This window comes from Ruegeria sp. BB10, assembly GCF_056535725.1.
Genome location: NZ_JBQFIW010000001.1, coordinates 2,353,658 through 2,373,778, shown reverse-complemented (window position 1 = coordinate 2,373,778; position 20,121 = coordinate 2,353,658). Strand labels below are relative to the sequence as shown.

Genomic DNA, 20,121 nt, shown 5'->3' with positions numbered 1-20,121 from the left:
CCCCCATGGGAGCATATATTCTAAGACGCCTGTTGCTGGTCATCCCCACATTGCTTGGGATCATGATCGTCAATTTCACGCTGGTTCAGTTTGTCCCCGGTGGTCCGATTGAACAGATGATCGCCCAGATGCAAGGGGGCGGTGACGTGTTCGAAGGCATCGCAGGCGGCGGCAGCGATATCGAGCAGCAAACCAGCAGCGTGAATGACCGTTATATCGGCGCGCGCGGATTGCCGCCCGAATTTATCGAAGAGTTGGAAAAGGAATTTGGATTCGACAAACCTCCGGTCGAACGGTTCCTTGACATGTTGGGCAACTACATGACGTTGGACTTCGGCGAGAGTTATTTTCGCTCGATCAGCGTGATTGATCTAGTGCTGGAAAAAATGCCCGTTTCAATCTCGCTGGGCCTGTGGTCCACATTGATTGCCTATCTGGTGTCGATCCCGCTGGGTATTCGCAAGGCGGTCAAGGATGGTTCAAAGTTCGATACCTGGACCAGTGGCACCATCATTGTGGCCTATGCCATTCCCGGCTTCCTGTTTGCGATCCTGCTGCTGGTGCTGTTTGCCGGTGGGTCCTACTGGCAAATCTTCCCGCTGCGGGGGCTGACATCTGACAATTGGGACAGCCTCAGCCTGATTGGCAAGATCGCGGACTATTTCTGGCACATCACACTGCCGGTCATTGCCCTGACGATTTCTGCCTTTGCGACGCTGACGCTGCTGACCAAGAACTCGTTTCTGGATGAGATCAAAAAGCAATATGTCATGACCGCCCGGGCCAAGGGCCTAAGCGAGGGCCGGGTGCTGTATGGCCACGTGTTCCGCAATGCCATGCTGATCGTGATTGCAGGCTTCCCGGCGGTGTTCATTGGCGTCTTCTTCGGAAGTTCGATCATCATCGAGACGATCTTCTCACTCGATGGTCTGGGCCGTTTGGGGTTCGAGGCAGCTGTCGCACGCGACTACCCGGTGATCTTTGGCACGCTGTTCATCTTTGGCCTGATGGGTCTTGTCGTCGGTATCGTCAGCGATCTGATGTATGTGCTGGTCGACCCGCGCATCGATTTCGAAAAGCGGGAGGGGTAAATGGCGCTTTCCCCCCTCAATCAGCGCCGGTGGCGTAATTTCCGGCGCAATGGCCGGGCTTTTTGGTCGCTGATCATCTTCTCGGTACTGTTCGGTATCTCGCTGTTTGCCGAGTTCATCGCGAACGACAAGCCGATCCTGGTGAAATATCGGGGTGAGCTTTATACGCCGATCTTCAATTTTTACCCGGAAACTGAATTCGGCGGGGATTTCCAAACCGAAGCAATCTATCGCGATCCCGAGGTGCAGTGTCTGATCGACAGCGGCGGGCTTGAGGAGTGTTTCGACGATCCAGAAGGGATCATTGACGAAATCAAAGACGGGACCTTTCAGGCCGAGGGGTTTGAACGCGGTTGGGCGATCTGGCCGCTGATTCCATACTCCTTCAACACCAGTGTGGATCGTCCAGGGGCCGCACCGCTGCCGCCCAATGGGCAGAACCTGTTGGGAACCGATGACACCAAGCGCGATGTGTTGGCTCGGGTCATCTATGGCTTCCGCTTGTCGATCCTGTTCACATTGATGGTCACAGGGGCCGCCAGCCTGATTGGCATTTTCGCCGGTGCAATTCAGGGCTTTTTCGGCGGCTGGTTGGATTTGGTCTTTCAGCGCATCATCGAGATCTGGTCGGCCACCCCATCGCTGTACGTGATCATCATCATGTTCGCCATTCTGGGTCGAAGTTTCTGGCTGCTGGTGGCGTTGATGATCCTGTTCAGTTGGACCGGATTAGTCGGCGTTGTCCGGGCCGAATTCCTGCGCGCGCGCAATCTGGAATATGTCCGCGCGGCACGGGCGTTGGGCGTGGGCAACATGACGATCATGTTCCGCCACATGCTGCCCAACGCGATGGTTGCGACGCTGACATTCATGCCCTTCATCGTCACTGGCACCATTGGCGGATTGGCCTCGCTGGATTTCTTGGGCTTTGGCTTGCCGTCTTCGGCGCCGTCGCTGGGGGAATTGACCTTGCAGGCGAAACAGAACCTGCAGGCACCTTGGCTGGCCTTCACTGCGTTCTTCACCTTTGCCATCATGTTGTCGCTGCTGGTCTTCATCTTTGAAGGCGTTCGCGATGCGTTTGACCCCAGAAAGACCTTCTCATGAGCCTTTTGGATGTGAAAAATCTCAAGGTCTCGTTCAAGCAGGACGGGCAGGTGAGCGCGGCGGTCAAAGGTGTTTCGTTCACTGTGGACCGGGGGGAAACCGTCGCACTTGTGGGGGAATCCGGATCAGGCAAGTCGGTTACGGCATTGTCCACCGTGTCGTTGCTGGGGGACAGTGCTATCGTCGAAGGTTCGGTCACCTATGACGGTGATGAGATGATCGGCGCCTCGCAAGACAAGCTGATGGACGTGCGCGGCAATGATATCAGCTTTATTTTTCAAGAGCCGATGACCTCGTTGAACCCGCTGCACACAATCCAAAAGCAGATGGCAGAATCGCTGGCCCTGCACCAGGGTCTGAGCGGAGATGCGGCACGCACACGTATTGTCGAACTGCTGACCAAGGTGGGGATTCGTGATCCGCAGGATCGGTTGGACAGCTATCCACACCAGTTGTCCGGCGGGCAGCGGCAGCGGGTCATGATCGCAATGGCGCTGGCCAACAAGCCCGACATTCTGATCGCGGATGAACCGACAACTGCCCTGGACGTGACCATTCAGGCGCAGATTCTGGAGTTGTTGGCCGAGCTGCAAAAGTCTGAGAATATGGGGATGCTGTTCATCACCCATGATCTGGGCATTGTGCGGCGCATCGCCGACCGGGTTTGCGTGATGAAGGATGGTGAGATCGTCGAGACCGGCGCCACTGCAGAGATCTTCAACAACCCGCAGCACCCCTATACGCAGAAACTGCTGGGGGCCGAGCCCTCGGGTCATCCCGACCCCGTCGCCCCCGAGGCCGAAGAGGTTGCCCGTACCGATCACCTGAAGGTCTGGTTCCCGATCCAGCGCGGGTTTTTGAAACGGACCGTGGGCCATGTGAAGGCAGTGAACGACGCCACGCTTAGCGTGCGCGCGGGCGAGACGGTGGGCATTGTCGGTGAAAGCGGGTCTGGTAAGACGACGCTGGCGCTGGCGATCATGCGCCTGATTGCGTCCGAAGGCGCCATCACTTTTCGCGAACAGGACGTGCGCCGCTGGTCCACGCGAGAGTTGCGGCGGTTGCGCAAAGACATGCAGATCGTGTTCCAGGACCCGTTTGGCAGCCTTAGCCCGCGGATGACCTGCATGCAGATCATTGCCGAGGGCTTGGCGATCCATAAGGTCGACCCCCACCGTGCCCCGCGCGAATTGGTGGCCGAGGTGATGACCGAAGTGGGGTTGGACCCGGCGGCAATGGACCGATACCCGCATGAATTCTCGGGCGGACAACGTCAGCGTATCGCGATAGCGCGCGCCATGGTGTTGCGGCCCAAGCTACTGGTACTGGACGAACCGACCAGCGCGCTGGACATGACGGTGCAGGTGCAGATCGTTGATCTTTTGCGCAATCTTCAGCGGAAATACGGGCTGGCCTATCTGTTCATCAGCCACGACCTGAAGGTGGTCCGGGCGATGTCTCACAAGGTGATTGTCATGCGGAACGGAGATGTCATCGAAATGGGTGCGGCTGAAGATTTGTTCGAAAATGCTCAGACAGATTATACCCGTGAACTGATTGCGGCAGCGGGGTAGGGTGAGTACCTACCCGCGCGGCAAAGGGTTATAGACCCAGATCTTTCTTCAATTTGTTGAACTTTCTTTGGTGCGGGTTGCCTCTGACTTGCGAACGGATACTGTGGCGATACCAGTTTGACTTCTCAGGGATAAACCTCTCCCAGATTGTTCCGTCCGGGGCTGTCACAAACTCCCAACATTCTTCGAAACGTTTGTATTGCCTCGCACCGTTTTCGAACCAGTACCAGTCAGTCTCGTTACACAGTTTACCTCTGTTTGTGACGTACCATCGCCCAATGCCAACGGCGCCTTCTTTTTGTCCGATCCCCTGTAAGGTGCCGTTAGGAGCCCAATAGAACGACCCTCCAAGTCTCCAATTTGTTGTCTTGCCGGAATAGAGCTTAGCTATCGTTTGTGGGTCAGTGCGTTTTGCGCCTTTGGGTTTCCCCTTGGCAAGGCTTTCCCCAGCAGCCAAAAAAATGGCCGCGACTACAAATGTCGTCAGGACGGTTGTTGAATACGCCATAACTGCGGCTCCTCTTTAAATAACAAACCTGAAATGCGGGGCGGCCCTCCTGTGTATTCTCTGACCAGGGTGCCGGTCAGAGGTTTTCTGAGAATTTCACTGTGCGTTGGCGGCCTCGCGCGCTGCACTTTTCGGAAGTGGTCCGCGCAGCTCTTCATAGTGATCAAAGCTCAGCTTGACCCAACCGGTGCCGCGTGTGGCGCTGGCAAGGTTTCGGTGCAACTCGTCCTCGGCCACGGCGGGCAATTGGGCGTTGAAGATCTCCCAGCCTGAGGCGTTGGGATTGCCTTCAAAGCCCAGAACCTGGCCTTGCAGCGAACTTATGGTCGGAACCAGATCGCCTACAAAATCCGACGGCAGGTGGATTTCGGCACTCAGTATTGGCTGCAGGACTACCGGTTTGGCTTGTGGCAAGGCCTCACGCACAGCATTCTTGCCTGCGGTACGGAAGGCATAGTCCGAGCTGTCCACGTTGTGGTGCTTGCCATCGCTAAGCGTGACTTTCACATCAACCACTGGAAAGCCCTCGGGCCCCTGCACCAACGCATCCTTGGCGCCGTGTTCGACCGATGGAATATAGTTCTTGGGCACCGCGCCCCCCTTTACGATTTCCTCGAACTGGAACCCTGAACCCCGCGGCATTGGCGCAACCGAGATTACTACGTCTGCGAACTGTCCAGCCCCACCAGATTGTTTGCGGTGGCGGTGACGGTGTTCGACGGGTGCGCGAATGGTTTCGCGATAGGCGGTCTCGACCGCGTCGGCAGTAATCTCGATCCCGAAATCCTCGTCCAGCTTGGCGGTGACACGACGCATGTGTTGCGGACCCTGTGAACCCAGAATTGCATGACCGCTAAGTTCGTCCTGCTCCAAATGCAGGCCGGGGTCGATCTCGACCAGACGGGTTAGTGCGTTAGACAGGCGCACGTCGTCTCGCTCATGGGTGGGCGACACGATCTGACGATGTGCTGCCGGGTGGGAGCCGGCCCATTCGGGCAGAGGGGTCGCCGAAGAACTGTCATAGAGATTGCCGGGATTTAGGTGATCGGATTTCACGGCGAGCCCAATTTGCCCAGCTGGTAGCTCGGCAATCTGCGTCTTGGCGTCCAACGTAGTTAGGTTGCCGACGGTTTCGCCGCCCAGATTCTCATGCGCTTTCACACCTGCGCCCAGCCCGCGCAGAACGACGATCTTGCCGATATGTTTTTTTACATCCGCGAAGCCAGCGATCGCGCGGGCGTTTTCTGCCGCTTCGTCGCGCCCGGCGGCTATGTCAAACTCCGGGGCCTCGTGCCGCAGGGCTTTCATCAAACGAGTCAGCCCGTTTCCATGGCTGGCCGCGCCCAAACAGGCGGGTATCAACTGGTGGTTCTGCAGCACTTGTGCGGCCAGATCATAAACCTCGGCGCTGGGCGGTTGCTTGTCTTCGATCAGTTGCTCAAGCAAGTTGTCGTCGAAATCTGACAAGGTTTCCAACAATTCCGTGCGGGCCTCCTGTTCGCGGTCCTCGACCGATTGCGGCAATTCGATCAGGGCTGAGGGCTGGCCTTCCTGATATTTCCAGGCCCGCTCCGAGATCAGATCAACCGCACCGACGATCGTGTCGCCCTCGCGGATCGGCACCTGACGCAGGGCGATGTGGTGGGTGCAATAGGTCTGCAACGCCGCAATGATGTCGCGAATCCGGCCATTGGGGTTGTCCATACGGTTGATGAACAGGAAGCAGGGAATGCCAGCCTCTTCGACCAGTCGCAGATATGGGGCGCACAGAACGGCGGCCAGCGGGTCGGGCGGCACGACCACCACGGCGGCGTCCGAGATTGCCATGGCAGGGCCGACATAGGCCAGATTATCGCCGCCGCCATCGACATCAATGGCGCACCAGGGTTCGTCTAAATAAGAAAAACCGTGCAAATGCACGGTTCCGGATACGTCGAATGTGGTGGACCGGCCGTCGAGGCGGCTGATGGCCTCGACCAGAGTGGTTTTGCCCGATTGGCTGGGGCCGAGGACGGTGAAAACGCGCATGGGTGCTGTCCCTCTTTCAAATTGCAGATCGGCTGCACGAAAGGGATAGCCTTACGCAAATGCGTTGGCGCGAACTGTCTGGTATTGGGCCTGCCTCGGGTGCGGGCGGGTTCCGCCCGCCCTGCAAGTGTGGAAAAAACCGACCCGCCGCGTCAAGCCCTGACCTGCCTTGATGTCAGATTGCCGAACTGTGGCCGGCCAAGCTCAGGTCATAGGCGTCAAAGCTGCGGGCAATCATGCGGGTCAGCGGACGGGCCTCAGGCGGGATGAACAAGCCATCTTCTGTGATCCGCAGCAGGCCGTCAAAGGCTGTATTGGCAGCCTGATACATAACCTGCAACTCTGGTCCGGTGATGTCGTGATTGCCCAGAACCTCGGCTGTATTGATCTGGAAATCGCACATCAGCGCTTCGATCAGCCGGGCGCGCAGAACGTCCTGCCCTTTGAACAAGTGCCCGCGTGAGGTCGAGAACCGCCCTTCGCGAATCGCCTTGGTATGGGCAGATGTTGCGGGCGCATTCTGGGCATAGCCTTGCGGAAAGCGCGAGATAGAGCTGGCACCAACCCCGATCAGAACCTCGGCCTGATCGTCGGTATAGCCCTGGAAGTTCCGCTTTAGCCGCCCGGCCTTGAGCGCATGGGTCAGGCCGTCATCCTGCGTGGCGAAATGGTCAATGCCGATCTCGGCATAGTCATCCCACATGAACAGGCGGCGGGCGGTGTCGAACAGATCAAGACGTTCTTCGGGGGTCGGCAGGGCATCTGAGGGGATCAGTTGCTGCCGCTTGGCCATCCATGGCACATGGGCATAACCGTATAGCGCGACACGATCCGGGCTGAGCGACAGAAGTTTCTGCACGCTTTCCGTCATCCGCGATTTGGTCTGGTGCGGCAGGCCATACAGGATATCCGCATTCAGGCTGCTGATCCCACGGGCGCGGATCATGTCCACGGCTTTGCGTGTGACGTCATAGCTTTGGATACGCCCGATGGTCTTCTGAATTTCGTCGTCGAAATCCTGCACCCCGATTGAGGCGCGGTTCATCCCGGCCTCGGCCAATGCGTCCAGACGGGCCTCATCAATCTCGTTCGGGTCGATCTCGACCGAGAACTCGGCATTCGGGCCCAGCGGTACGACATCCAGAATCCGCGCGGCCAGATCCCGCATCAGATCCGGGTTCAACAGGGTTGGCGTGCCGCCACCCCAATGCAGGCGCGACAGGGTAATGCCCTCGGGCAGGCGTTCAGCCAGCAGGTCAAGCTCGGCTTTCAGAACGTCCACATAGGCAATCACCGGGTTGTCGGTTTGGGTGCCTTGCGTGCGGCAGGCGCAGAACCAGCACAGCCTGCGGCAGAACGGGACATGGACGTACAACGACACCTCGCTGCCCGGCTTCAGGCCGGAAATCCAGTCGGAATAAAGGCTTGACCCCACGTCATTGCTGAAGTGGGGGGCGGTGGGATAGCTTGTATAACGCGGGACTTTCGCGTCAAATAGTCCAAGCTTGGCCAATTGTGGTTTCACTATCATGGCGATAGCTTTAAGGGACGGACCGTCTAGATGCTTTGACCGAGATCAAGTGGAAACGTGCATGACACCGATACTCAAATTCGACCATACAAACTGCGGAGATTGCCCCATCCGGCATCGTGCAGTATGCGCCCACTGTGATGCGAACGAGCTGGTAGAGCTTGAAGGCATCAAATACTATCGCAGTTTTGAGGCTGGTCAGACGATCATCTGGTCGGGGGATCAGATGAATTTTGTGGGCTCGGTCGTGTCAGGCATCGCCTCGCTGACCCAGACAATGGAAGATGGTCGCACCCAGATGGTCGGCCTTTTGCTGCCCAGTGATTTCGTCGGGCGGCCAGGCCGCGATTCTGCGCCATATGATGTGCTGGCAACAACCGATCTGGTCATGTGTTGTTTTCGCAAGAAGCCGTTTGAAGACTTGATGAGCAATACCCCGCATATTGCACACCGGCTGTTGCAAATGACGCTGGACGAGCTGGACGCCGCGCGCGAGTGGATGTTGGTGCTGGGGCGCAAGACTGCGCGAGAAAAGATTGCCAGCCTGCTGTCGATTATCGCCCGGCGCGATGCGTCGATCAATCAAAAGGGAAACACGGGGCCGATCGTGTTTGACCTTCCGCTAACCCGCGAGGCGATGGCGGACTACCTTGGGCTGACGCTGGAAACAGTCAGTCGGCAGATCTCGGCCCTGAAAAAGGATCAGGTCATCACGTTGGAAGGCAAACGCCACGTGACGATTCCGGATATGGGCCGCCTGATGGAAGAGGCAGGCGACGACTCGGATGGAGGTTTTCTGGTCTGACACGCTTGCAGCGTGACTGGATCGGCTGGCCATGTTTAACTGGGGTCATTTGAAGCAGACCTCAGGAGTAAGTCATGGGATTCAGTAGCATTCTGGCGATGCTGTTCATCGGCGCGATCGCCGGGTGGCTGTCGGGCAAGATCATGGAAGGCCGCGGCTTTGGCCTGATTGGCAATATCATCGTCGGCATTGTCGGCGCGTTTTTGGCCGGTCTGATCTTTCCCGCGCTGGGCTTTGCTGTGGGCGGTGGTGTCTTTTCATCTATTTTCTTTGCCACCATCGGCGCGATCATCCTGCTGTTCCTGATCGGCCTGGTGAAAAAGTAAAAACCGCCCCAGGGGGCGGTTTTCTGTAACGGCCTATACTAGTGCGCCAGGAACACCGGTACTGTGGCTTGTTCCAGCATGTTCCGTGTCGCGCCGCCCAAAATGGCTTCGCGGAACCGCGAGTGCCCATAGGCCCCCATCACGATCATGTCTGCCTCGGTATCTGCGGCGTGGCGGTTCAGGATATCGGATACCCGCGTCATGGTCTTGCTCAGCACGTCGATTTCGCATTTCACGCCATGGCGGGCCAACATCTGGGACAGCATCCCACCAGGGTCCGAGCGGTCGGGGCCGTGGCGCGGCGGATCAATCACGACGATGCGCACCAGATCGGCTTGCGTCAGAAACGGCAGCGCGCGGCGGATGGCTCGCATGGCCTCGACGCTCTCGTTCCAGCCGATCAGGATGTTGCCCGGTCGTGCGAACGGGGTTGCATCGTCAGGAACGACTAGAACAGGCGCGTGACCTTCGAACATGGCAGCTTCGACAATGGGTTCGGCCTCGGCGTCGCGGTCAGGTCCGTAAGGTTGCGGGAGAATGACAAGATCGGAAAACCGTGCGCGGTGCGCCACGTGGCGCCCGATATCCGAGATCTGGGCAACACCGCTTTCGGCGGACCAGCGGATTCCAGTCTTGCTCAGATAGTCTTTGGCATAGGCCAGTACCTCTTCGGCTTCGGCATTCGCGCGGCTCAGTGTTTCCTGAAGTATCAGGGCGTTTGCGCCGGCGTAGTAATATCCCGTCTGGCTGCGGTCGACGCCCAGACACAAAGCCTCGGCATGCGCGTCTTGCGAAGCAGTCAGAGCGGCCATCTGGGCCAGAGGCGCGTCACTGTGGTTCGTGTCTGTCATCACCGTGAGAAGAGATTTGTATGCCATTTTGACCTCTTGTCTTTCAGGCTCATGTACCTGCGGCCCTATGGCCCAGTTGTCAGTTTACGATTGTCACAGAAATCAGTGTATTGTCTTGACACAGATCAAAGTAATTCTGGCCGCCGTTCGACAAAACGGCAACCAGTCAAAAGGGTCCTGCGATATACAAGAATCACGTGGGGCATGGCAAAGGGACGCAATATGTCAAATTACATCAAGCTGATCGTGCTTGGTCTGGTTGTGGTGTTCACTGCGATCGGGTCCAACTATGCACGCGATTTGGCGTATCAGGTGCATTCGATTCTGGTGATGCTGATCGCCGGTGGTTTGTTCATCTGGACGCTTAGAAACACCGACGAGCCAGATATTCTTGTAGACCGTTCGGGTGAATACATGGATGGCGTGATCCGCTATGGCGTGATCGCAACTGCCTTTTGGGGCGTGGTCGGGTTCCTTGCAGGGACTTTCATCGCGTTTCAGCTGGCCTTTCCAGCGCTGAACTTCGAATGGGCGCAGGGCTACCTGAACTTTGGTCGTTTGCGTCCGCTGCACACATCGGCGGTGATCTTTGCCTTTGGGGGTAACGCCTTGATCGCAACCTCGTTCTACGTGGTGCAGCGCACCAGCGCCGCGCGCCTTTGGGGCGGCAATCTGGCGTGGTTTGTGTTCTGGGGCTATCAGCTGTTCATTGTACTGGCAGCGACCGGCTACGTTCTGGGTGGCACTCAGTCCAAAGAATACGCCGAGCCCGAATGGTATGTTGACCTTTGGCTGACCGTCGTATGGGTTGCTTATCTGGCCGTTTTCCTTGGAACGATCGTCAGGCGGAAAGAACCCCACATTTACGTGGCGAACTGGTTCTACCTCGCGTTCATCGTGACTGTCGCCATGCTGCATCTGGTCAACAACATGACCATCCCGGTCAGCATCTGGGGTTCGAAATCGGTTATCGTCTGGTCTGGTGTGCAGGATGCCATGATCCAGTGGTGGTACGGCCACAACGCTGTGGGTTTCTTCCTGACCGCGGGTTTCCTGGGCATGATGTATTACTTCATCCCGAAACAAGCCGAGCGTCCGGTATTCAGCTATAAACTGTCGATCATCCACTTCTGGGCTCTGATCTTCCTTTATATCTGGGCTGGTCCGCACCACCTGCATTATACCGCGTTGCCTGACTGGGCTTCGACGCTGGGCATGGTGTTCTCGATCGTGCTGTGGATGCCGTCATGGGGTGGAATGATCAACGGTCTGATGACCCTGTCGGGTGCATGGGACAAGCTGCGCACTGATCCGGTTATTCGGATGATGGTGATCTCGGTCGGCTTCTATGGAATGTCCACCTTTGAAGGCCCGATGATGTCGATCCGTGCGGTGAACTCGCTGTCGCACTACACCGACTGGACCATCGGTCACGTGCATTCGGGCGCGCTGGGCTGGAACGGCATGATCACTTTTGGTGCGCTGTACTTCTTGGTGCCTGTCCTGTGGAAGCGTGAGCGTCTGTATTCGCTGCAGATGGTCAGCTGGCACTTCTGGCTCGCTACCATCGGCATCGTGCTTTACGCAGCGTCGATGTGGGTCACCGGCATCATGGAAGGTCTGATGTGGCGTGAAGTGGATGCCAACGGCTTCCTGGTGAACTCGTTCGCCGACACCGTGGCTGCCAAGTTCCCGATGTATGTGGTGCGTGCTTTGGGTGGCGTGATGTTCGTCGCTGGCTCGCTGATCATGTGCTACAACCTGTGGATGACTGTGCGGAAAGCGCCGGCCAAAGAGGCCAGCCTGTCCGTCGCGGTCCCGGCTGAATAAGGAGGGCCGGAGCAATGGCAATTCTCGACAAACATAAGATCCTCGAGACCAACGCGACCCTCCTGCTGATCTTCAGCTTTCTGGTCGTTACCATCGGTGGCATCGTACAAATCACCCCGCTGTTCTATCTTGAGAACACCATCGAGAAGGTAGAGGGCATGCGCCCATACACCCCCCTCGAATTGGCCGGGCGTGACATCTACATCCGCGAAGGGTGCTATGTCTGCCACAGTCAGATGATCCGCCCGATGCGGGACGAGGTTGAGCGCTATGGTCATTACTCGCTGGCGGCTGAATCGATGTATGATCACCCATTCCAGTGGGGCTCCAAGCGTACCGGGCCTGATATCGCTCGTGTCGGTGGCCGTTATTCGGACCAGTGGCAGGTGGACCACCTGCGTGATCCGCAATCGGTTGTGCCTGAATCGGTGATGCCGAAATATGGCTTCCTCGAGCATCGGAAGATCGACGGTAAGTATATCGGTGATGTCATGGCTGCCAATTCTGTGGTCGGCACGCCGTACACAGACGAGATGCTCGAGCAGGCACAGGCGGATTTCCGTGCGCAGGCGGATCCGGACAGTGACTATGACGGATTGCTGGAACGCTATGGCGACAAGGTCAATGTCCGCAATTTCGATGGTCAATCTGAGTTGACCGAGATGGATGCGCTCGTTGCTTACCTTCAGATGCTGGGCACGTTGGTTGATTTCTCGACCTTCACCCCGGACGCTAGCCGATAACAGGAGGGTGTGATGGAAGAATATACTCTCTTACGGCAGTTCGCGGATAGCTGGATGTTACTTGTGCTGTTTGCCTTCTTTGTAGGCATCGTGATCTGGGTTTTCCGCCCCGGTGCCAGCAAAGAATACAAGGATACCGCCAACATCCCTTTCCGGCATCAAGATAAACCCGCCGAAGTCAAGGAGGCGAGGAAATGAGCAAAACACCTGAAAAACAGCCGGGTGATCCGAATACCACCGGCCACAGCTGGGACGGAATTGAGGAATTTGACAATCCGATGCCGCGCTGGTGGCTGTGGGTCTTGTACGCAACCATTGTTTGGGGCGTGATCTATACGATCATGTATCCGGCTTGGCCGTTGGTTCGGTCTGCAACGGCTGGTGTCATAGGATGGTCTTCCCGAGCACTTGTGCAGGAAGAGATGATCTCGTTCGAGGAGGCCAATGCGCCGTGGAACACCAAGCTGATTGAAACGCCGCTGGAGGATATCTCGAAAGATGCCGAGTTGCAGCAATACGCGGTGAACGCAGGCGGTGCGGTGTTCCGTACCTGGTGTGCGCAGTGTCACGGCTCGGGCGCGCAGGGTGCGCCGGGTTTCCCGAACTTGCTGGACGATGCCTGGCTGTGGGGAGGGTCGCTTGAGGATATCGAGATGACCGTTGCCTATGGTATTCGCAACGAAGAAAGCGACGACGCGCGCTATTCCGAGATGCCGGCCTTTGGCGAGATTCTGGAACAGGACGAAATCACTCAGGTGGTGCAGTATGTCATGTCGCTGACCAACGCTCAGACTGATGATGCGGCGGCGCAGGCGGGCAAAGTTGTTTTTGAGGACAACTGCGCAGCATGTCATGGCGAAGACGGCACCGGTGATATCACTCAGGGCGCACCGAACCTGACCGATGCCATCTGGCTTTATGGCGGCAGCGAAGAGGCTTTGACCGAAACGGTCACCAACAGCCGCTTTGGCGTGATGCCATCCTGGGAAAACCGTCTGACCGACGCGCAGATTCGCGCGGTCACAGCTTATGTCCACCAATTGGGTGGCGGTCAGTAACGGCAAAAGAATACCTTCGGACGGTTCGCCGCCCGAAGGTTAGGCACCGGCTGTTCCATCTGTTCGCGCGTTTCCTGAACAGCCGGTGCTACAAGTTCAGATTAGTTCTCTGTTTTGATCGGGTCCAGAGGGCCCGTCATTTCGCACGGGAACGTGTGACGCGCGTGGTTCTCTTCCACCAATTGCCCTCGGGGCGGTATTCGCGGTTTTGCGGTGTCGTTAGCCCATCCGTGTGGGTGGCGACCATGAATGTACGTGCAAGAATCGATAGCATCTGATCTCTCCTTAAGTTGGGTCTGATTGCACTCAGGATTGATGTTTTGCGAGGAATATGCGACTCAATTGCCATTGGGTAATGTAATCTAGGCTTACATATGAATTGGATGACAATGCCACCCCTTGCATCGCTGAAGGCTTTTCATGCCTTTGCAGAAGCAGGAAATGTGGTGCAGGCCGGGGTCCTGTTAAATGTCAGCCACGCTGCCATCAGCCAGCAATTGCGCGCGTTGGAAAAACACCTTGGGGTGACCCTGCTGGACCGCAGCGGTAAGTCCATGACGTTGACGGTTGAGGGTGAAAAGCTGGCCCGCGCCTTACATCTGGGTTTTGGTGCGATCGGGGCAGCCGTAGCGGATCTGACGCATATCGCTGAAGATCGCCCGGTTCATGTATCCTTGACGGCATCTTTTGCCGCGTCCTGGCTGATGCCCCGATTGCCGGAGTTTCAGACCGAGTATCCTGATATACCCCTGGCACTGGACCCTTCGCCTGACCTTGCCAGTCTGCGTCCGGGTGGTGTGGATGTGGCGATCCGATACGGGGATGGATACTGGCAGGGGGTGAATGCAGAGCCTCTGTTGCAAAGTCCGATCGTGATAGTTGCTGCGCCGTCGCTACTGGGAGGCCGGGAAACCATTACGCCGGATGAGCTTAGCCAACTGCCTTGGTTGGAAGAGCTTGGAACTACAGAGGCAACATCGTGGCTGGCCCGCCGCGGGGTTGAACACGGCCCGCGGGCTGGGCGAATCTTGTTGCCCGGCAATCTGGTGCTTGAGGGGCTGCGCGCTGGTCAGGGTGTGACATTCACGGCGCGACATTTTGTCGAAGCTGATATTCAGGCGGGTCGCATCATCGAGTTGTTTCGCGAACCTGGCGCGCGTGGATACCACATTGTGACAGGGGATGGGCCACTGCGCCCGGCTGTCAAAATTTTTGTTAGCTGGCTCAGGCGGCAAGCTGGTATGGTGTGACAAAAGGTGTCTGCGCGATGCGCTTTTGACCCATGTCAAAGTGACTGCTTTTGTGATCTGGAAAAAGACGCCTAAAAGACAGCCACATCTGGAGCCTGCTTGTGAGCGATTCCGACCCTGCCCCCAGCCTTTACGCTGCAAGGGAGCCGATCTTTCCCCGGCGCGTGTCCGGGCCATTTCGAAACCTGAAATGGATCATCCTCGCGGTTACGCTTGGCATCTATTATGTAACGCCCTGGATCAGATGGGACCGCGGCCCCAGCCTGCCGGATCAGGCGGTGCTGCTGGACCTGGCAAACCGGCGTTTTTATTTTTTCTGGATCGAAATCTGGCCGCATGAGTTTTATTTCGTGGCTGGCCTGTTGATCATGGCCGGTCTGGGCCTGTTTCTGTTTACCTCTGCGCTGGGGCGCGTGTGGTGCGGCTATGCCTGCCCGCAGACGGTGTGGACGGACCTGTTCATTCTGGTCGAGCGCTGGATCGAAGGCGATCGCAACGCCCGTTTGCGACTGCACCGGCAGGAAAAGCTGGATTTCCGCAAGGCGCGCCTGCGTATCACGAAATGGACGGCGTGGTTTCTGATCGGTCTGGCAACCGGCGGGGCCTGGGTGTTCTATTTTGCCGATGCCCCTACGCTGATGCGGGATCTGGTCACTGGAAACGCTCATCCGGTTGCCTATACAACGGTCCTGATCTTAACAGGTACGACGTTCTTTTTCGGCGGCTTCGCCCGCGAGCAGATTTGCATTTATGCTTGCCCGTGGCCGCGTATTCAGGCCGCTATGATGGATGAGGACACTCTGGTCGTCGGGTACCGCGAATGGCGGGGCGAACCGCGCGGCAAGGGTAAGCGTACTACCGATTCTGAGCTGGGCGACTGCATCGACTGCATGGCTTGCGTGAATGTTTGCCCGGTTGGGATCGACATTCGCGACGGGCAGCAGATGGAATGCATCACCTGCGCGCTGTGCATCGACGCTTGCGATGACATGATGGCCAAGATCGGCAAGCCGCGTGGCCTGATCGACTATATGGCGCTGAGCGACGAAGCTCATGAACGGGCAGGCGAGCAACCCATCAACGTCTGGAAACACATCCTGCGTCCGCGGACGATCCTGTATACGGCTTTGTGGACCCTGGTTGGCCTTGCGCTGTTGTTTGCACTGTTTATCCGGTCCGATATTGATCTGACCGTGGCGCCCGTGCGCAACCCGACATTTGTCACTTTGTCCGACGGAACAATCCGCAATACCTATGATGTGCGCCTGCGCAACAAGCATGGTGAAGACCGGGCGTTCCAATTGTCCCTCGCGGGTGATCCGGCCTTGCAGATCCAGATCGAGGGCGTCGAAGGTGAGATTGTCAATGTCACGGCAGATACGGCACAATTGACCCGCGTCTACATCGTTTCTGCGGGCGACACCGGGCCGGCGGCTGCGGATGCAACTTCGGTGCGCATCTGGGTCGAGGATCTGGAAAGCGGTGAACGCGCCTATAAAGACACCACTTTCAACGGACGAGGGAACTAGTATGGCCGAGCGTCAATTTACCGGTAAGCACGCTCTGGCCATTTTCGTCGCCGCGTTTGGCGTGATTATCGCCGTAAACCTCGTACTGGCCTATAGCGCGGTCAAAACCTTTCCGGGGCTTGAGGTCAAAAACTCTTATGTCGCCAGTCAGGAGTTCAACGACCGTCTGAAGGAACATCAGGCGCTGGGCTGGACCATTCGTGCCGAAATGTCTGGCGGCTTGTTGATCCTGCATATCACTGACAAAACCGGAGCTCCGGTCGAAGTGTCCGAGTTGCAGGCGGTTGTGGGTCGTGCCACCCATGTCGAAGATGATTTCTCGCCCGAATTTATCTTTGACGGTCAGGCCTATGCAGCGCCGGTATCGTTGGGCAAAGGCAACTGGAACATACGGCTGGTTGCCAAGGATAGCGCGGGTGCAGAGTTTGCCCAGCGTGTGCCGTTGTACGTAAAAGGGTGATGGGATGACGACGCAGTTCACATCCGGCACTGCGGCCTGCCCCGGTTGTATCGCCAGCCCGGCGGAACCGGCACGGCCCATCCCGCAGGATGCTCAGATTGCGTTGTCGCTGCCGGGCATTCATTGCTCGGCCTGTATTTCTACGGTCGAACGGGAACTGAACGCCTATCCGGGGGTCGAGGACGCGCGGGTGAACCTGACACTCAAGCGGGCGATGATCAAAGCGTCGTCTGATCTGCGTGCGGCCGATCTGATTCCGGTGTTGGAACGGGCGGGCTATGAGGCGCACGAGCTGGACCCCGGTTCGTTGTCAGCGACGCAGGCGAATAAGGCCGGTCGCGATCTGCTGATGCGGCTGGCGGTGGCCGGTTTCGCTTCGATGAACGTGATGCTGCTGTCGGTGTCGGTCTGGTCGGGCGCATCGGATGCCACGCGCGATATGTTCCACTGGATTTCCGCGGCCATTGCGTTGCCAGCCATAGCCTTTTCGGCGCAGCCTTTCTTTACCAACGCCTGGAGCGCCCTGCGGGTCAAACGCCTGAACATGGATGTTCCGATTGTTTTGGCCATCCTGTTGGCGTTGATCACATCGCTTTGGGAAACCGCGCTCAGTGGCAAGCACGCTTATTTCGATGCCGCGCTGACGCTGACCTTCTTCCTGCTGGCGGGGCGGTATCTGGATTACCGCACCCGCGATGCCGCCCGATCTGCGGCCGAAGAGCTGACCGCACTTGAAGTCCCGCGTGCCATCCGGCTGGTCGACGGTGCTGAAGAAGAAGTGGCTGTAGCCACCCTTGCAGTTGGCGATCTGATCCTTGTCCGGCCCGGTGGGCGTATGCCGGTGGACGGCGAAATTGTGTCGGGGCAGTCAGAGCTTGATCGGTCCCTGTTGACCGGGGAAACCCTACCTGTTTTTGCGCAAGCGGGCATGGCAGTCAGCGCTGGTGAGGTTAATCTGACTGGCCCCCTGACCATTCGGGCGACAGCGGTGGGTGAGGATACGTCGCTGCACCGTATGGCCGATCTGGTCGCCATCGCTGAATCGGGCCGGTCGCGCTATACCTCATTGGCGGACAAGGCGGCCAAGCTTTATGCGCCGGGTGTACACATCCTAGCGGCGCTCAGCTTTCTGGGTTGGTACATCTATTCCGGCGATATCCGCACCGCGCTGAACATTGCAGCTGCGGTGTTGATCATCACCTGCCCCTGTGCGTTGGGGCTGGCGGTGCCTGCGGTGACAACGGCAGCCTCGGGGCGGTTGTTCCGCAAGGGGATGCTGATCAAACATTCCACCGCCCTGGAACGTCTGGCCGAGGTGGATACGGTGGTGTTCGACAAAACCGGTACGCTGACCTCAGGCACGCCCGAACTGATCAACCTGGGCGATCATGCCCGCGCTGATCTTGAAGTGGCCTTGGCGCTGTCCGAGGCATCCTCGCACCCGCTGTCCGTTGCATTGACCACCGCGGCACGCGATGCGGGGGTCAAACCGGCCTGTCTGAAAGATATCACCGAAGTTCCGGGTTACGGCACCGAAGGCACCTATCGAGATCAGCGCGTGCGTCTGGGCCGGGCAGCGTGGACGGGTGCGCAAGAGGGTGATCAGACCGCAGCATGGTTGTCCGTCGCAGGGCAGGCGCCTGTGTGCTTCCAGTATTCGGACAGTCTGCGCCCCGGCGCGGCCGAGGCGGTTCAAGCCTTCCGCGACGCAGGCAAAGAGGTCATCCTGATTTCGGGTGACACAGAAGGCGCGGTTCAGGCGCTGGCTGAAAAGTTGGGGATCGAACACTGGGTCGCGCAGGCTTTGCCGCAAGAAAAAGCCGCCCGTGTGCAGGAGCTGAGCGATCAGGGCCGACATGTTCTAATGGTCGGCGACGGTCTGAACGATACCGCCGCGCTGGCAGCGGCGCATGTGTCGATCTCGCCCGCATCGGCGCTGGACGCGGCACGGGTGGCCTCGGATATCGTGCTGTTGGGTAATGATCTGGCCCCAATTGCCGATGCCTGTGATACGGCCGTGAAGGCGACCAAACGGATTCGCGAGAACTTTCGTATTGCCACCGTTTACAATATCATCGCGGTGCCGCTGGCGGTGGCCGGTCTGGCCACGCCCTTGATTGCGGCGCTGGCGATGTCGACCTCGTCCATCACCGTGTCCCTGAACGCCCTGCGTCTGAGGTAGCTGCTATGGAAGTTTTGGCCTATCTGATTCCGATTTCCCTGTTTTTGGGCGGGGTTGGACTTGTGGCCTTTGTGTATACCGTCCGCTCGAACCAATATGACGACCCCGAGGGTGACTCTCGGCGCATCCTGAGTGATGAATGGGACGACAAGCCCAAGCCTTGACACATGGCAATCAAGCGCTCTTGAAATTGCCGCAATGCCCGGTTATGTCCGGCTCATCCGCTAGCAGAGAGAACCAAGCCAAATGGCAACTATGAATCCGATCCAGTTCATTCAGCAAGTCCGCGCCGAAGTTGCAAAGGTCGTTTGGCCGACCCGGCGTGAGGTGCTGCTGACCACGGTCATGGTGTTCATCATGGCGGCGCTGACTGCCGTGTTCTTTGCGTTGGTTGATCTGGGCATTCGCGGCGGATTGCAACTGATCCTGGGTGCATTCAGTTAAACCGGTTTGGGCGGGCTGAAACGCCACTGCCCCCTTGCACAGCGCGCAATGTCAGAGTAGTTGACGCGGTACTATTCGGAATGGGCGTGCGGCGATTCGGGCTGCGCGCCGCTTTTTATTCCGGGTGACGTGACAGAATTTCAATGACGGTGCTTGCGGCATTGCCAGCGCACCGAAGGCAAACAAGGACGACAGGTTCATGGCGAAACGGTGGTACTCGGTCAGCGTTCTTTCGAATTTCGAAAAGAAGATCGCAGAGCAGATCCGCACGTCGGTGGCCGAGCAGGGCCTTGAGGACGATATCGACGAAGTTCTGGTGCCCACCGAAGAGGTGATCGAAGTGCGCCGGGGCAAGAAGGTCACGACCGAACGCCGCTTTATGCCCGGTTATGTGCTGGTGCACATGGAAATGTCCGATCAGGGCTATCACCTTGTGAACTCGATCAACCGCGTCACCGGCTTTCTGGGCCCGCAAGGCCGCCCGATGCCGATGCGCGATGCCGAAGTGAACCAGATCCTCAACCGCGTTCAGGAAGGTGAAGAAGCGCCCAAGCTGATGATCACCTTCGAAGTGGGCGAGAAGGTCAAGGTCAACGACGGCCCGTTCGAGGATTTCGACGGTATGGTCGAAGGTGTCGACGACGAAGCTCAGAAGCTGAAGGTTTCTGTCTCGATCTTCGGTCGGGAAACCCCGGTCGAGCTGGACTTCACGCAGGTTACAAAGCAGAGCTGATAGCTATTTCAGCAAGATTTTAGCGCCGCGATGCCACGAGCACTGCGGCGTTTTGTTTTGGCGAACCAGTT

Annotated in this window: 21 protein-coding genes; 16 read left to right on the top strand and 5 right to left on the bottom strand. The window is 57.9% G+C overall.

The annotated features are described in order from the left end of the window. The first annotated feature begins 5 nt into the window (after positions 1–5). The 3 genes from ACR3EP_RS12275 to ACR3EP_RS12265 are packed head-to-tail and all read left to right on the top strand — an operon-like array spanning position 6 to position 3,772. On the top strand, positions 6–1,091 hold the full coding sequence (locus tag ACR3EP_RS12275; protein WP_170350988.1) for a microcin C ABC transporter permease YejB: 1,086 nt from the start codon (positions 6–8) through the stop codon (positions 1,089–1,091). After that, the gene (locus ACR3EP_RS12270) at positions 1,092–2,198 is read left to right on the top strand and encodes an ABC transporter permease (RefSeq protein ID WP_170362297.1); all 1,107 of its coding nucleotides are present in this window, start codon (positions 1,092–1,094) and stop codon (positions 2,196–2,198) included. After that, positions 2,195–3,772 (top strand): ABC transporter ATP-binding protein, encoded by a 1,578-nt coding sequence (locus ACR3EP_RS12265; protein WP_170350986.1) that lies wholly within the window; start codon positions 2,195–2,197, stop codon positions 3,770–3,772. The genes ACR3EP_RS12270 and ACR3EP_RS12265 overlap by 4 nt, the downstream gene beginning before the upstream one ends. A gap of 28 nt (positions 3,773–3,800) precedes the next feature. On the opposite strand, the gene ACR3EP_RS12260 is transcribed toward ACR3EP_RS12265, so the two are convergent. From ACR3EP_RS12260 to hemN, 3 genes are all read right to left on the bottom strand, one after another. Beyond that, positions 3,801–4,280, bottom strand: a complete 480-nt coding sequence (locus tag ACR3EP_RS12260) for a DUF995 domain-containing protein (protein ID WP_480638039.1) — start codon at positions 4,278–4,280, stop codon at positions 3,801–3,803. Positions 4,281–4,376: 96 nt separating this feature from the next. Beyond that, on the bottom strand, positions 4,377–6,308 hold the full coding sequence (locus ACR3EP_RS12255; protein ID WP_480638038.1) for an elongation factor G: 1,932 nt from the start codon (positions 6,306–6,308) through the stop codon (positions 4,377–4,379). Between the two features lie 175 nt (positions 6,309–6,483). Then, positions 6,484–7,839 (bottom strand): oxygen-independent coproporphyrinogen III oxidase, encoded by a 1,356-nt coding sequence (hemN, locus tag ACR3EP_RS12250; protein WP_480638037.1) that lies wholly within the window; start codon positions 7,837–7,839, stop codon positions 6,484–6,486. Between the two features lie 61 nt (positions 7,840–7,900). Between hemN and fnrL the strand changes: the two genes are divergently transcribed. Both fnrL and ACR3EP_RS12240 read left to right on the top strand, forming a co-directional pair. Then, positions 7,901–8,644: a transcriptional regulator FnrL gene (fnrL, locus tag ACR3EP_RS12245; protein WP_170350982.1), complete on the top strand. Its 744-nt coding sequence runs from the start codon at positions 7,901–7,903 to the stop codon at positions 8,642–8,644. 74 nt (positions 8,645–8,718) lie between these two features. After that, a complete protein-coding gene (locus ACR3EP_RS12240) occupies positions 8,719–8,970 on the top strand; it encodes a GlsB/YeaQ/YmgE family stress response membrane protein (protein WP_058283041.1) in 252 nt (83 codons plus the stop codon). 38 nt (positions 8,971–9,008) lie between these two features. Here ACR3EP_RS12240 and ACR3EP_RS12235 read toward each other — a convergent pair whose 3' ends face one another. Then, entirely contained in the window at positions 9,009–9,848 is an 840-nt protein-coding gene (locus ACR3EP_RS12235; protein WP_480638034.1) for a universal stress protein, read from the bottom strand. A gap of 195 nt (positions 9,849–10,043) precedes the next feature. Here ACR3EP_RS12235 and ccoN point away from each other — a divergent pair, with 195 nt between their 5' ends. Genes ccoN through ccoP form a run of 4 tightly spaced genes read left to right on the top strand, consistent with a single transcriptional unit; the run spans position 10,044 to position 13,452 of the window. After that, on the top strand, positions 10,044–11,651 hold the full coding sequence (ccoN, locus tag ACR3EP_RS12230; RefSeq protein ID WP_170350979.1) for a cytochrome-c oxidase, cbb3-type subunit I: 1,608 nt from the start codon (positions 10,044–10,046) through the stop codon (positions 11,649–11,651). Between the two features lie 14 nt (positions 11,652–11,665). Further along, entirely contained in the window at positions 11,666–12,394 is a 729-nt protein-coding gene (gene ccoO / locus ACR3EP_RS12225; protein ID WP_170350978.1) for a cytochrome-c oxidase, cbb3-type subunit II, read from the top strand. 12 nt (positions 12,395–12,406) lie between these two features. After that, positions 12,407–12,592 carry a cbb3-type cytochrome c oxidase subunit 3 gene (locus ACR3EP_RS12220; RefSeq protein ID WP_170350977.1) on the top strand — a complete coding sequence of 62 codons (186 nt, stop codon included), beginning with the start codon at positions 12,407–12,409 and terminating at the stop codon, positions 12,590–12,592. Further along, positions 12,589–13,452: a cytochrome-c oxidase, cbb3-type subunit III gene (gene ccoP / locus ACR3EP_RS12215; protein WP_480638032.1), complete on the top strand. Its 864-nt coding sequence runs from the start codon at positions 12,589–12,591 to the stop codon at positions 13,450–13,452. Before ACR3EP_RS12220 ends, ccoP begins: the two co-directional genes overlap by 4 nt. Positions 13,453–13,588: 136 nt before the next feature. On the opposite strand, the gene ACR3EP_RS12210 is transcribed toward ccoP, so the two are convergent. After that, complete coding sequence (locus tag ACR3EP_RS12210) at positions 13,589–13,726, bottom strand: hypothetical protein (protein ID WP_480638031.1); 138 nt, start codon at positions 13,724–13,726, stop codon at positions 13,589–13,591. A gap of 100 nt (positions 13,727–13,826) precedes the next feature. Here ACR3EP_RS12210 and ACR3EP_RS12205 point away from each other — a divergent pair, with 100 nt between their 5' ends. The 7 genes from ACR3EP_RS12205 (at position 13,827) to nusG (ending at position 20,050) form a co-directional block, all read left to right on the top strand. Beyond that, the gene (locus ACR3EP_RS12205) at positions 13,827–14,702 is read left to right on the top strand and encodes a LysR family transcriptional regulator (RefSeq protein WP_480638029.1); all 876 of its coding nucleotides are present in this window, start codon (positions 13,827–13,829) and stop codon (positions 14,700–14,702) included. A gap of 101 nt (positions 14,703–14,803) precedes the next feature. After that, positions 14,804–16,231 carry a cytochrome c oxidase accessory protein CcoG gene (ccoG, locus tag ACR3EP_RS12200; RefSeq protein ID WP_480638027.1) on the top strand — a complete coding sequence of 476 codons (1,428 nt, stop codon included), beginning with the start codon at positions 14,804–14,806 and terminating at the stop codon, positions 16,229–16,231. A gap of 1 nt (position 16,232) precedes the next feature. Next, entirely contained in the window at positions 16,233–16,691 is a 459-nt protein-coding gene (locus tag ACR3EP_RS12195; protein WP_480638025.1) for a FixH family protein, read from the top strand. A 4-nt stretch (positions 16,692–16,695) separates the two neighbouring features. Further along, positions 16,696–18,873 (top strand): cation-translocating P-type ATPase, encoded by a 2,178-nt coding sequence (locus tag ACR3EP_RS12190; RefSeq protein WP_480638023.1) that lies wholly within the window; start codon positions 16,696–16,698, stop codon positions 18,871–18,873. Positions 18,874–18,878: 5 nt separating this feature from the next. Continuing rightward, the gene (ccoS, locus tag ACR3EP_RS12185) at positions 18,879–19,037 is read left to right on the top strand and encodes a cbb3-type cytochrome oxidase assembly protein CcoS (protein WP_170350970.1); all 159 of its coding nucleotides are present in this window, start codon (positions 18,879–18,881) and stop codon (positions 19,035–19,037) included. Positions 19,038–19,119: 82 nt separating this feature from the next. Continuing rightward, positions 19,120–19,317, top strand: coding sequence for a preprotein translocase subunit SecE (secE, locus tag ACR3EP_RS12180; RefSeq protein ID WP_170350969.1), 198 nt, complete (start codon positions 19,120–19,122; stop codon positions 19,315–19,317). A gap of 199 nt (positions 19,318–19,516) precedes the next feature. Continuing rightward, the gene (gene nusG, locus ACR3EP_RS12175) at positions 19,517–20,050 is read left to right on the top strand and encodes a transcription termination/antitermination protein NusG (RefSeq protein WP_010440977.1); all 534 of its coding nucleotides are present in this window, start codon (positions 19,517–19,519) and stop codon (positions 20,048–20,050) included. The last annotated feature ends 71 nt before the right edge of the window (positions 20,051–20,121 follow it).

Excerpts from the sequence above, each read along its gene's own strand:
- ACR3EP_RS12205 (WP_480638029.1), top strand. The coding sequence starts at position 13,827 with ATGAATTGGATGACAATGCCACCCCTTGCATCGCTGAAGGCTTTTCAT.
- nusG (WP_010440977.1), top strand. The coding sequence starts at position 19,517 with ATGGCGAAACGGTGGTACTCGGTCAGCGTTCTTTCGAATTTCGAAAAG.
- ACR3EP_RS12265 (WP_170350986.1), top strand. The coding sequence starts at position 2,195 with ATGAGCCTTTTGGATGTGAAAAATCTCAAGGTCTCGTTCAAGCAGGAC.
- ACR3EP_RS12270 (WP_170362297.1), top strand. The coding sequence starts at position 1,092 with ATGGCGCTTTCCCCCCTCAATCAGCGCCGGTGGCGTAATTTCCGGCGC.
- secE (WP_170350969.1), top strand. The coding sequence starts at position 19,120 with ATGGCAACTATGAATCCGATCCAGTTCATTCAGCAAGTCCGCGCCGAA.
- ACR3EP_RS12240 (WP_058283041.1), top strand. The coding sequence starts at position 8,719 with ATGGGATTCAGTAGCATTCTGGCGATGCTGTTCATCGGCGCGATCGCC.
- ACR3EP_RS12235 (WP_480638034.1), bottom strand. The coding sequence starts at position 9,848 with ATGGCATACAAATCTCTTCTCACGGTGATGACAGACACGAACCACAGT.
- ccoN (WP_170350979.1), top strand. The coding sequence starts at position 10,044 with ATGTCAAATTACATCAAGCTGATCGTGCTTGGTCTGGTTGTGGTGTTC.
- ccoP (WP_480638032.1), top strand. The coding sequence starts at position 12,589 with ATGAGCAAAACACCTGAAAAACAGCCGGGTGATCCGAATACCACCGGC.
- ACR3EP_RS12210 (WP_480638031.1), bottom strand. The coding sequence starts at position 13,726 with ATGCTATCGATTCTTGCACGTACATTCATGGTCGCCACCCACACGGAT.
- hemN (WP_480638037.1), bottom strand. The coding sequence starts at position 7,839 with ATGATAGTGAAACCACAATTGGCCAAGCTTGGACTATTTGACGCGAAA.
- ccoS (WP_170350970.1), top strand. The coding sequence starts at position 18,879 with ATGGAAGTTTTGGCCTATCTGATTCCGATTTCCCTGTTTTTGGGCGGG.
- ACR3EP_RS12190 (WP_480638023.1), top strand. The coding sequence starts at position 16,696 with ATGACGACGCAGTTCACATCCGGCACTGCGGCCTGCCCCGGTTGTATC.
- ACR3EP_RS12255 (WP_480638038.1), bottom strand. The coding sequence starts at position 6,308 with ATGCGCGTTTTCACCGTCCTCGGCCCCAGCCAATCGGGCAAAACCACT.
- ACR3EP_RS12260 (WP_480638039.1), bottom strand. The coding sequence starts at position 4,280 with ATGGCGTATTCAACAACCGTCCTGACGACATTTGTAGTCGCGGCCATT.
- ACR3EP_RS12220 (WP_170350977.1), top strand. The coding sequence starts at position 12,407 with ATGGAAGAATATACTCTCTTACGGCAGTTCGCGGATAGCTGGATGTTA.
- ccoO (WP_170350978.1), top strand. The coding sequence starts at position 11,666 with ATGGCAATTCTCGACAAACATAAGATCCTCGAGACCAACGCGACCCTC.
- fnrL (WP_170350982.1), top strand. The coding sequence starts at position 7,901 with ATGACACCGATACTCAAATTCGACCATACAAACTGCGGAGATTGCCCC.
- ACR3EP_RS12275 (WP_170350988.1), top strand. The coding sequence starts at position 6 with ATGGGAGCATATATTCTAAGACGCCTGTTGCTGGTCATCCCCACATTG.
- ACR3EP_RS12195 (WP_480638025.1), top strand. The coding sequence starts at position 16,233 with ATGGCCGAGCGTCAATTTACCGGTAAGCACGCTCTGGCCATTTTCGTC.